The following is a 10,990-nucleotide window of genomic DNA, read 5'->3' as shown; positions in this document are numbered from 1 at the left end:
TCAATACTAGCGCTTGTTCCGGCGCAAAATGAGGCCGATAGCACCAAGCCCAAGCAATGCCGTTGTCGATGGCTCAGGCACTAGCTCAAGGGTTAGCATTGCTGGTGTCCCCGCCGTTAACTCCTTGGACTGAAAACCGGGTCCGCCCGTAGTCACTGGGGCATCAGCGATGGGGGCTCCGCCATAGCCTCCTCCGGTAGGAGCGCCTGCGTATGCTGAAATGGTAACAAATCCGTTGAGATCGTTGAGCATTTCAGCAAGGGCAGCACCTGAAAAAGTAATGGTATTCAGTTCCCCGGCAGCCGCAAGCGCGACACCAGCAGGTTGCAGAAGCGTCCCTGCGCCGCTCTCGTTAGGAGTATAAGGCCCGCTACCGCTTAAATACGAACCACCGGCATTGAGGCCTAGTGTAATTGCCGAATTGTAAGATAACGAGGTTTCGTCGAACTGATCTCCTCCTAGAGCATCAGCATGAACCCAGTAATAGATGTTTCTGCCTGTTTCGCTACCTACTACATCTGATGCCGTGGTGACTGTAAATGTAGCGGACACGACATCTGCCAAATTGACCGAGCTAATGTCAAAGCCAAAGTAGGCACGACGGTTGTAACGCCACGCAGCCGGAGGGCCAGGCATCCACAGACTGAGGCGTTCACCAGCGCCTGCTTCGGCCACTGTCTCATTTGACCCGTAACCGCCCGAGCCGTCGTCTTGAGCTCCGACCCACTGGTCCTGACTCACAGTCAGGTTAACTGACGCAGCGCTCGCCATGCCAACACTAGCTAGAAATGGAATTATTTGTGTGTATTTCATAATATAATGTTTTTAAAGAACACCTAGTTGTAACAATTTCATATGTCCTTCACAATCCATTTCCGAAGGTCCTTTTTGTTATAGGGGTGACAATTTTCATCATACAACTGTTTTATAGTCATGCCGCTGGATAACCTTCAGGCCATAGTGGGAGCCCTCCTGCGCGGCTTCTGGCTATTCTAACATGCAATTAATATACTAGGACGACTTTGCTCTAAAACCGCTGCTTACTTTGCTGCAGACCCGATGCCTTTCACCGATTGGGGATGAGAAGAAGCACCCAGTCACGACCTTGCTCAGATGGAGGCAGGCCAAGATCTACTTTTTCCCCTCCAGTGACTTGTTGAATGCTACCCTGTTGAAGTGCCCCACCCTCGCGGGGGTTAAACCACTTTATGTGAAACGTATTATCAACCTCTGTTAGATCCAGCTGTCTAGCGCCCGCTTTACGAAGATAGATGAGATAAATTTCCCCAGTTTTGGAAAAGCAGTAAGCATCGTTGCCGTTGTTTTTATTCCCAATGAGACTGTTGCTGTTTTTCATTTCCCAGAACGGGATTTTGTTATCATGGAAAAACTTGGTGGCGATGGCGCTGTATTGCCACGTTTGATCACGGCTCCTCCAATTCTCGGCTTTGAGATCATTCTCAGGGAGTTTGTATCCGAAGTAATACTCGACCCCAGCTCCACCGGCCATCAGGTTGCCCCAGAGCACCTTTGATCGGACATCATTGATACTTGGAATATCTAACGGCTTCTTGCTCGCTTTGTTTTTCTTGAGAACTTCAGCCACACCCGGCCAATCAGGGTCCGGGGGGCTGCCCGCTCCGGCATTTCCAGCTTCGTCAAATGCAACCACCCATGGATGTCCAGAGTCGCTCGAGCGTGATACCCATCGCAGGGTGTCGACATGGGTTTTAGCAACATCGGAGTTCTGGATGGATAGACCTGTTAGGATTTTCTTATTACCTAACAATCCTCCATAGATTTTATCATGCTGGTGCGGATAGGTGTGCAGCACGACCAGATGTCCGTAGGGGTCGATCTTACGGATGAACTGCGCCTGCTCCCGAATTTGATCCAGCGACTGAGTATTCTCCTCACCAATGTTCCAGTTGAGTGCCAGGTTGTGTCCAAAACGGGCAACCATTTCTCGAAGGTAGGCCTTACGCTCAGGGCCGAGCTTTCCGCCGTCGAGTGCTTGGTCTTTGCCTGGTCCTTTTCGGTCATCATTTTCCGTTTCCTGCAATTTGAAATGCAGATACATGCCTTTGGAGGTGGCGTGATCAAAGACGATGCCCCATTGATCAAGCTTTGAGCAATCGAAGTGGAGTTTATCGGATCGGCTAACATGTGGCCAGACGTTGTCGCCATCACCTCCAGCATTGTAGGGGATGAAGGAAAATGCGTTACCGCCCATACTAGCGAGATAGTTGATCGCGCCAATCATACCTTTCCCCTTGCCGTCTTGCCATGTGGGATCCCCCGTTTTCCAATCCTTCACATGCGGCTGCCACGATTTGAGTGGGCATTTTTTAGGGTTGTTAGCCACCGTGCCATCGAAGTCTTTGTAAGCGAGAAAAGTTTCCGGTGAGTCGGCTCCCACTTTTAGAAACCACTCACCGCTGCCTGCATGACGGAGGTATCTTTTCCCCACATATTGCAATCTGCCTTTGGCGCGAAGATCACTTCCCTTTTTGTCCGTTGCCTTGATTTCGAAACTTCCGGTTGCTCCGTGCGACTCACCACCTTTGAAACTGACTGTGTATTTCCATTTGCCAACTTTATCAGGGGACAGATGTGCTCGCCATTTGGAACCCTTGGTCGCTGAGGATTCGGCAGCGTTTCCATCGGCGGCAAAATAACCTGGAACAAGGTAGTCTGGGGAGCCTGATTCGTGGGTAAACCGGACATCTAACACCAAGTCGGTGAAAGGATTCGGTTTCTGATCGGTTTCCTTAGCTTCAGGGCCGTCGACGGTCAGCGTGACCTTGTGCCATTGCTTGAGTTCTCCGGAGACTTCTACTTTTCCAGCGGCGAGGGCAATGTTACCCAGTAATAACAAACCAAAGACCGAAACGCGCTTGATCAGAGTGGAGACTGCCATTTTCATACTTCCCATCTATATGAAATAGATGACGAATGCCATATCCGATCATGGCATTTTCAGCAGCAAATAGAGCCCATGTGAATCGGCTTATTTTTTCTTCCCTCGCTTGCCTGTTTTCTTGATTTGTTGAAGACGCAGCTGGTGGTTTTTTTCCTGCTTCCGGAATACCGGCAGGAGCTGAAACTCCATCCACTCGAAGGCGGCTTGCAGACCTTGTTCCTGATAGATACGGCCAATCAGAGCCTCTACCGAGGTAGCGTTTCCAATGTTACGGAGGAAATCGTTCGAGGTGCAGCGGATAAATTTTTCCCCATCCATGGCACCGTCCTCTTTGAGGATAAGTTCGCGCATGTAGAGGGCGAGCACGGCATCGCCTACCCAAGCTTCCTCGCGTTCACGCATTAATTCAGGGTCTACTTTTTTCGGAGCGGCCATGATGTTGCTTTAGGTCGAATATTCCAGATTCCAATTGCCTGTGATCGGTTAGCTGATGCGACGTTGACTACACTAGGGAGTCTTGGTTTCCATGTTTTTGCGTAGCGCCCCTTCGGAATCAGCATCCCAGTAGCCGCTGCCGAGTTCGACGAAGACACTGGAGTATGGCAAAGCGGTGCGCGTTTTGATGACGAGCACGCGGTAGCTTTTCGAGGTGTCGTTGACAAGCTTCATTAGGATATCATTATCCAGCCGCACCGTTTCACGGCCATGCAGGGCCTCTTGCAAATCAGTCCGGTGCTCCTTGATACCCGGAGCGTAGTCGTAAGGAACCTTGTCGATTTCGGTCGTGAGGTAAACCCGTGGTTTGACGTGATGTTTTTCCTCAATCACTTGTTCCAAGCCGTCGAGCACTTCGGGAATCTCTGCGTCAATCTGAATGACGCGTAGACCTGGGCGGCTTTGGATGGGCAGTGCTGCTTCGCCTATGACGACCCAGTTCCGGGCGCCAAGATAGCCAAGCTCACTGCGGATTGCTCCAAGCCAAGGCTTCGATGGTTTCGAGTCACCGGCACATCCGGCCAAAAGCACGAAAGAGGTGCACGCAAGAAAACAGCTTAGGTTTCGCAGGATCAAAATCATTGTCGGATGAAGGGGTGACGGGGCGACCATAGCCGTCCCATCACCAAACTTCAAATGGAATACTTATTAGTGGATGATTACATCAGCTGAGCTCCAGCTTCAGCGAGCGGACTACGTTCACCACGAGAAAGCGTCACGTGTGCTGTGAAGGCCTGGCCTTTGAGGCGATTGCGCGTGAATACGAGACCGTTACTACGGCTATCGACATATGGATTATCGATCTGGGCAGGGTCCCCTACCAGAACTAGCTTTGAGCCTCGCGACATGCGGGTCACCACAGTTTTAGCCTCTTGAGGAGTTAGCTGTTGAGCTTCGTCGAGGATGAAAAAACGATTGGGAATCGAGCGACCACGAATGTAACACAAAGCCTCGATCTCAATGATCCCACGTTCGATCAATTCGTCATAAGGCTTACTGGCAGCGTCTCCGAGGTTTTCCTTTTTCTGCTGCTTTCTGCGAGGGCCTTGATTGCTGTTAGGCTGCATCAGCAAATCCAGAGCATCATAAATGGGCTGCAGCCATGGTCGCATCTTATCGTCGAGTGAACCAGGCAGGAAACCTAACTGATCACCCATGGAGACCACTGGGCGACTTACGGTTAGACCGTTGTACCGCCGATTAAACATTTCATGCAGACCTGCTGCAACAGCCACCAAGGTCTTACCAGTCCCAGCCTGACCGTAGCAGGTCACTAGAGAAATCTCCGGATTAAGCAGTGCGTCGATCAGGCATTTCTGACCAAGATTCAGGGGCTTCAGGTGGTGACCGTCCGGAATACGAAGCACTTCTGGAATTTGTAAACGGACAAAGGTGCCCTCAGAATCAAGACGTGCCGGCATGGTTTGTTTCTCACCCGCCTTGAGGAGCACGTATTGATTCAAGACGATTTCTTTGCGGCGCGGATGCTCTAACACAAGCTCTCCTGAGCTGGCGAAACGTTGCAGCTCAGAGGGATCCACCTCGACGCATCGCATATCGTAGCTACTCACCTCGATGGGATCGACTTTATCGTTTAGGTAATCTTCACACTCGATATTTACAGCGCGAGCCTTCAGCTGCATGTTCAAGTCCTTGGTCACCAACACGACTGGGGCGCTGTTGTGTTCCTTTAATAGAACGGTGGCTGCGAGGATGCGGTGATCGACTTGCTCCCGATCTGGGAAGATGCGTAAAAACTGGCCTAACTCCTGTGAGTTCTTTTCACAGAATGCTGGATCGTAAATTACCAGACGGATCGTGCCTCCCCCGTCGGTAGGCACGCCGCGGGTTACATTTTCTCCCGATGCAAACATTTCTGTTAGTTTGCGGTGTACTTGCCGTGCATTGGCTCCTCGCTCACTTTGTTCGCCTTTAAACTTATCGAGTTCGGCTAGAACGTCGGCGGGGATGCAGAGATGGTTATCCTTGAATCGGTTCAAACAACCTGGATCATGGAGGAGAACGTTAGTATCTAGAACGAAATTTTTTGCGACCCCAGAGGGTGCTTGTATGCCAAAATCTTGAATGCGCGATTTACTCACGCGTTTTGTTCTAGCAGTGGATTTCTTTCCTTTCGAGGATGTTTTTGCTTTTGTGTCAGTAAAAAGGCGGGTTTGTTCTTGGCTGTTAGGTTGGATCATGGGGTGGCTTGTTAACGACGAAGTGGTGGGTGCTCACTAGGGTACGGTACAGCACACCACTTAAATTGCTGTACAGCAGCGTCACCACCAGGTGACTGACGTCCGGAAGTTGAAGTAGGCCGGACAGTGCCAGAGGGGCGTCCAAGATCCCCCTTGCGGGTTGGATGAAAACAACCATTCCATTCAGAATAGGCGTGGACTTTAAAATTCAACTTAACTTAAGTATTCATAAAATCCTGAAGAAACGCAACATCAAACTTCAGCCTTATTTGTCACTCTTCAAAATCTGCTGCAGTTCGGCATAACTGATTTTCCCTATCGCGGTTCTCGGCAAAGGATCTAACACAGCTATCCCCTTGATCCTGTGCAGAGGTTGGCAACGCTCGTTGTAACACTCTAACACTTTACTAAAATTATCGCTCTGTTCAATACACACCACCAGCAGAACACCACGTCTCACATCTCTGTATTCACCAGTTGTGGGAGGCTCCACTGCCATCACCGCCAGTTCCTGATACGAATACCCAAGGGCTTCCATCGTGGCATGGATGGTTTGTTCGACCTCATTGAGATCTACCAGCTCACCGAGAATTTTCACACAGCGATCAGCTCGCCCTTGGATTGTGAGTTGTCCTTTCGTTAGAGCGCCTCGATCATTAGTAAGAAACCAGCCTTCTGCATCGTGTGGCTCTTCAAGAAAACAGCTATCATTTTCACACCCCACATAGCCGGTGAACAAAGCTTCACCTTTCACTCGGAGACATCCATCGCTGTTCTCGAATACTTCCCAGCACGGCAAGACATTCAATTTGCGTTCTCCGGCCTTGGCCGTTGCGACTTGAGACGCCGTTTCGGTCATGCCATAAGTTTCTCTGACTGGCCATTCGAGCTCTGTTGCTTTTTTGTAGAGCGTATCATCGAGCCGGCCACCACCTATCAGCACCGCGCGTAGTGATTCTGGTGCAGCGAGATCAAGGCGAACAAGATCACTCAACTGAGCGGGGACTAAGGATGTAAGTGTAATCTTTTCATCTGTTAGCTGACGATGACAGTGCACCGGTTCCCATTTCTCAGAGGTTCTAACTATCATACTCCCTGATAAATAAGCGCGAGCAGCGATCCCCACACCACCTACATGAAACAAGGGCAAGGTGAGCAGCCAGCGATCGGCTGCGGTAACTTCTAAAAAGTCGTTCACTGCACGGGCTGAAGCTAACAGAGCTGATTTTGACAGTGCCACCCACTTTCCTTTACCGGTGGACCCGGAAGTACGGAAAAGCATGTGACCGGACAGTCGAGGCTCGGACTTTGACCATTGTTGAATAGTACCCGCTTCCGAACACGCCACCAAATCGCGAGGGTTTGCCAGCACATGAGTGTCAGCGGAAAGCCAGAAATCAGCTTTCGTCAGATCAGCTTTTTCCATGGTAGGGATTCCAATAAATCATCAAATCCGAGACCGTGCCCACTGGGAGGACTAAAGTCTGGTTTCACCTCGCCCATGCGTTCGATGAATGGATCCGGCTCGAACAAGCCGTGAGTCACCAACCCGCAGGTATCGATCATGCCCGGGTAATCATTAGCCGACTGAGCCGCACGCCAAGCCGCAAAACACTGACCAAGCGGATGATCCAAATAACTGGTAAATACCACCCGCCAACTTTCCAAGTGGGCGCGTTCTAACACAGGGCGAATGACATTCACTGCGGGCTTGAGAATAGCGACGCTGAACCCCTTGGTGGCAAGGTCCACATCACGGTCGACGGCCAAGGGAATGCCAAAACGCGTATGCAACTCCTGCCAGCCTTTGGCATCGTACACACAGGGATCTTCCAGAAAATCAATCTTCTCCCGGAATTCTGCCGACAGTCCTCTGAGAGCATTTTCAATCCCTCCTCTGCCTAGGGTGGCATTAAAATCGAGCCGCCAGCGCAGTGCCGGATACTTTTCCGCCTGCTCCATAATGAACTTGGACTCAGCTTCCAAGTCCCTACCCATTTTTACTTTAGCGATGGTAAATCCGGAGGCTACCGCGGTGTCAAAATCCGCCTCATCCATCGCCAACGTCGCATTGCTGCGGGGGACGGACAAGCCATCGAAGAGATTACGCCCCTCCACTCTCGCCTTGCCATCCTCACGCGCACAGAAGAGCGCAGAGCGGATGGTCGGAGTCGTTCCCCCGTCCTTCAAAATTTGTATCAGCGCATCCAAGCCCACGTCACCAAGCTCCGGCCATGGATGCATGCAGCCGTAGCCATCACCAACTTTGATCAATGCTCCTTCATGATCGTGACGAGTGGATGCAGCATTCAATGCCGCGCGGCTGCGCATGGTGTAGCGGTGAATATAAATGGGGCCTTTCATAGCACTACCATAAGGTGAATCGCTGCTGCGTAAAGAATGAGTTGCAGGGCGGAGAGAGCGAGGAATTTGTTATACACTGTTCCAGGAGGGGTCTGGATGACTTTCCTAACGAGAAATATACCGAGTAACAGTGCTGGAAGAAAAACTAGAAGGTTCAGTTGCCACCCGAAAATGTGAACTAGCACTGCGTAGGGTGGAACCTCCATTAAGATCAGTAGGTTGAGCGCTCGTTCCCTGCCCCACTTTACAGCGAGGGTATTTTTATGATTCCCGCGGTCCTCATCAAGGTCGCGCAGGTTATTGATCGAAATCAAGATCGCCGAGAGGCAACCGATGGAAATACCCATGATGAAAGCCTCCGGTGGCCAGCTTCCGATCTGGACAAAGACTGTGCCAGTGACAGCGACAACGCCAAAAAACAAAATCACAAATAACTCCCCCAGCCCACGATAAGCCAAGGGCACTGGACCACCGGTGTAACCATAGCAGAGATAGAGCGATGGAATACCAATCGCTAAGATCGGCCAACCACGGGCAGCAAATAAGAGGTAGCCAAACACAGCGGCGATCAGCAAACAAACCACTGCCGCTCCGAAGACGGTGTTCCGCGAGAGTTGACCTGAGGCTGTCGCCCTAACAGGCCCTAATCTAGCCTCGGTGTCAGCGCCTTTATCCGAGTCAATCGCGTCGTTGAAAAAGTTCGTGGCAATCTGAATCCAGATCGCACCCATCAGCGTGTAGACGGCCAGCGTTAAGTTCCAGCTACCCTCGAGATAATACGCTAAGGCACAGCCCACCCACACCGGAACGATGGCAGCGGGCAATGTTTTGGGACGAGCGGCGAGGAAATACGATTTCATGCAGTGACGGTGGACAGAAAAGCCACAATGCAGCTTTTCTCCGAGGAAAAAATCAGGCATGTGGAGTTATGGATTTAGTTCTCAGCACAGCCGTCACGCTATTCATCGTACTCGACCCCTTTGGCAACCTCGCGGTTTTCAATGCCGTGCTGTCTTCCCAGCCTGAAGAGAAGCGGAATAGTATCCTTGTCAGAGAATTGACGATCGCCCTCGTGGTGCTGATGTTTTTCCTGTTTTGCGGTCGGCCAGTGCTCGATTTCCTCAGCCTCGAACAGTCGACGCTACGAATTTCCGGAGGCATCATTCTGTTTTTGGTCTCGCTGGGCATGGTGTTCCCATCCAAGTCGGTGTTAGGCGGCGACGACGGAGAAGAGCCGTTCATCGTGCCACTGGCTATTCCTCTGGTCGCTGGGCCTTCGGCTATTATTTTCCTGCTGTTGCTGTCCAATCAACATAGCGACGTTATTGGAAACATTGCTATTGCTACCTTCATTGCCTGGCTGGTCAGCGCTGTCATTCTGTTAGCATCGCCATTTTTCATGCGTATTCTTGGCAGAAAAGGAACCCGTGCTCTGGAGAGGCTGATGGGTATGTTGCTGGTGATGATTTCCGTCCAAATGTTCATGGACGGACTGACTGGTTATGTAGGTAAGTGAGAAGGTATTTACTTCATTCCATCCTCAGCTAAACTAACACCCATGATTGCCAAACGCGCTATTTTCGAAGGTCGGGTCCAAGGCGTGGGATTCCGCTATGCTGTGAAACAGCTTGCCATGGGCTTTGACGTCACCGGCTGGGTGAAAAACCTACCCGAGGGCACCGTTGAAATGCAGCTCATGGGTGAGGAGGACGAGGTCGAAGAATTCCTCAAGGAAATTGTCGAGGAAAGCGCCATGGCTCACAATATCAAGAACATGTATTCCGAGAAGATAGCGCTCTTGGAAAATGTGAAAGGGTTCACCATTTCAGCCTAACACGAGCCTCATGAATCAATGGGAATATACCACCGTCAGGTTTTCAGTGAAAAGCAGCGTGAAATCGGCAGACATTGATCTTAACGAAGTTGCCCAAACCCTGAGTGACTGGGGCACGGACGGCTGGGAGTTAGTCAGCACAGAAAACCTCACCGGTCTACACGGTCAGACCATGTATCTGCTGGCTATTCTGAAACGCCCCAAATGATTAAGCGATGTTGGTGAAAACCGACTGCACATCGTCGTCTTCCTCCAGCTTATCGATCAGCACTTCGATCTCTTCGATCTGAGCTTCGGTGAACTCCACGGGGTTGTTAGCGATGCGTTGCAGAGTGGCTTTCACGCCTTCGACGCCCATGTCTTCGCAGGCTTTGGTAAGCTCGCCGAAGCTGGTGAAGTCTCCGTAGATCACCACGCGGTCGTCTTGGACGTCCATTTCCTCAAGACCGAAATCGATCAGATTGAGTTCAAGTTCTTCCAGATCGATGCTGTCGGTTTTGGTAAATTCGAGCACGGACTTGCGGGTGAACATGAAGTCCAATGAGCCGTTGTTCACCACTTGGCCGCCGTTTTTATTGAAGATCATTTTGACGTTGGCCACTGTGCGAGTGGCGTTGTCGGTGGCACACTCCACCCACAACAAAGCACCGTGCGGGCCTTTGCCTTCGTAGCTGACTTCATCGTAGTCGGCGGCATCGTTGCCGGAGGCGCGCTTGATTGCCTTTTCGATGTTATCCTTGGGCATGTTCTGCGCCTTGGCGTTGTTCACCGCAGTCTTGAGAGCAGTGTTCGACTCAGGATCAGAACCACCGGCCTTCGCGGCCATGGTGATGATTTTCCCAAGCTTTGGATACAGGCGCGACATCTCGCCCCAACGTTTTTCCTTACCTGCGCGCCGTGCTTCAAATGCTCTTCCCATGATTGTCTTTAATTAAAATTTGGTGTTCTTGAACGGGGTGAAAATAGTGCAAATCCGCTAAGGCTCAAGCTTTCATTGCTCTACCAAGAACAACTGGGATTTTTGACCGCGAATCTTGCGAATTGGACGAATAAGACAGGGTTGACTACTCATTTTCAGACCACCGAAGAAATGGAAGCAGCTCAAAAACTCCAAGGATAATCTGCAGCAGCCCTTCCGTGTATTCTGTGTGTTCCGTGGTTCACTTGAATCCA

General features: G+C 51.0%; 12 protein-coding genes. 3 read left to right on the top strand and 9 right to left on the bottom strand.

Going from position 1 to position 10,990, the window contains the following annotated elements; all coding sequences use genetic code 11:
- Positions 1-6: 6 nt before the first annotated feature.
- The 8 genes from ACSPJT_RS16610 to menA all read right to left on the bottom strand — a co-directional run bounded on the left by ACSPJT_RS16610 (position 7) and on the right by menA (position 8,903).
- A complete protein-coding gene (locus tag ACSPJT_RS16610) occupies positions 7-813 on the bottom strand; it encodes a PEP-CTERM sorting domain-containing protein (RefSeq protein WP_435893681.1) in 807 nt (268 codons plus the stop codon).
- Positions 814-1,066: 253 nt separating this feature from the next.
- Complete coding sequence (locus tag ACSPJT_RS16605) at positions 1,067-2,920, bottom strand: DUF5060 domain-containing protein (protein WP_435893680.1); 1,854 nt, start codon at positions 2,918-2,920, stop codon at positions 1,067-1,069.
- Positions 2,921-3,010: 90 nt separating this feature from the next.
- On the bottom strand, positions 3,011-3,358 hold the full coding sequence (locus ACSPJT_RS16600; RefSeq protein WP_435893679.1) for a hypothetical protein: 348 nt from the start codon (positions 3,356-3,358) through the stop codon (positions 3,011-3,013).
- Between the two features lie 72 nt (positions 3,359-3,430).
- Positions 3,431-3,949, bottom strand: a complete 519-nt coding sequence (locus ACSPJT_RS16595) for a hypothetical protein (protein ID WP_435893678.1) — start codon at positions 3,947-3,949, stop codon at positions 3,431-3,433.
- A 128-nt stretch (positions 3,950-4,077) separates the two neighbouring features.
- Positions 4,078-5,619, bottom strand: coding sequence for a PhoH family protein (locus tag ACSPJT_RS16590; RefSeq protein WP_435893677.1), 1,542 nt, complete (start codon positions 5,617-5,619; stop codon positions 4,078-4,080).
- A gap of 265 nt (positions 5,620-5,884) precedes the next feature.
- Positions 5,885-7,045: an AMP-binding protein gene (locus ACSPJT_RS16585; protein WP_435893676.1), complete on the bottom strand. Its 1,161-nt coding sequence runs from the start codon at positions 7,043-7,045 to the stop codon at positions 5,885-5,887.
- Entirely contained in the window at positions 7,027-7,983 is a 957-nt protein-coding gene (locus ACSPJT_RS16580) for an enolase C-terminal domain-like protein (RefSeq protein ID WP_435893675.1), read from the bottom strand. The genes ACSPJT_RS16585 and ACSPJT_RS16580 overlap by 19 nt, the downstream gene beginning before the upstream one ends.
- Complete coding sequence (gene menA, locus ACSPJT_RS16575; RefSeq protein WP_435893674.1) at positions 7,980-8,903, bottom strand: 1,4-dihydroxy-2-naphthoate octaprenyltransferase; 924 nt, start codon at positions 8,901-8,903, stop codon at positions 7,980-7,982. Before menA ends, ACSPJT_RS16580 begins: the two co-directional genes overlap by 4 nt.
- Positions 8,904-8,911: 8 nt before the next feature.
- On the opposite strand from menA, the gene ACSPJT_RS16570 reads away from it, so the two are divergent.
- From ACSPJT_RS16570 to ACSPJT_RS16560, 3 genes are read left to right on the top strand one after another with little or no spacing between them, the layout of a single operon-like run.
- Complete coding sequence (locus ACSPJT_RS16570) at positions 8,912-9,499, top strand: YhgN family NAAT transporter (RefSeq protein WP_435893673.1); 588 nt, start codon at positions 8,912-8,914, stop codon at positions 9,497-9,499.
- A gap of 42 nt (positions 9,500-9,541) precedes the next feature.
- Complete coding sequence (locus ACSPJT_RS16565; protein ID WP_435893672.1) at positions 9,542-9,817, top strand: acylphosphatase; 276 nt, start codon at positions 9,542-9,544, stop codon at positions 9,815-9,817.
- Between the two features lie 10 nt (positions 9,818-9,827).
- A complete protein-coding gene (locus ACSPJT_RS16560) occupies positions 9,828-10,025 on the top strand; it encodes a DUF4177 domain-containing protein (protein WP_435893671.1) in 198 nt (65 codons plus the stop codon).
- Here the strand turns inward: ACSPJT_RS16560 and ACSPJT_RS16555 are convergent, their stop codons facing one another.
- A complete protein-coding gene (locus ACSPJT_RS16555) occupies positions 10,026-10,736 on the bottom strand; it encodes a YebC/PmpR family DNA-binding transcriptional regulator (RefSeq protein ID WP_435893670.1) in 711 nt (236 codons plus the stop codon).
- Positions 10,737-10,990: the final 254 nt, after the last annotated feature.

Source organism: Oceaniferula spumae (assembly GCF_042849255.1).
Lineage (GTDB): Bacteria > Verrucomicrobiota > Verrucomicrobiia > Verrucomicrobiales > Akkermansiaceae > Oceaniferula > Oceaniferula spumae.
This window is presented reverse-complemented; position numbering and strand designations above follow the sequence as displayed.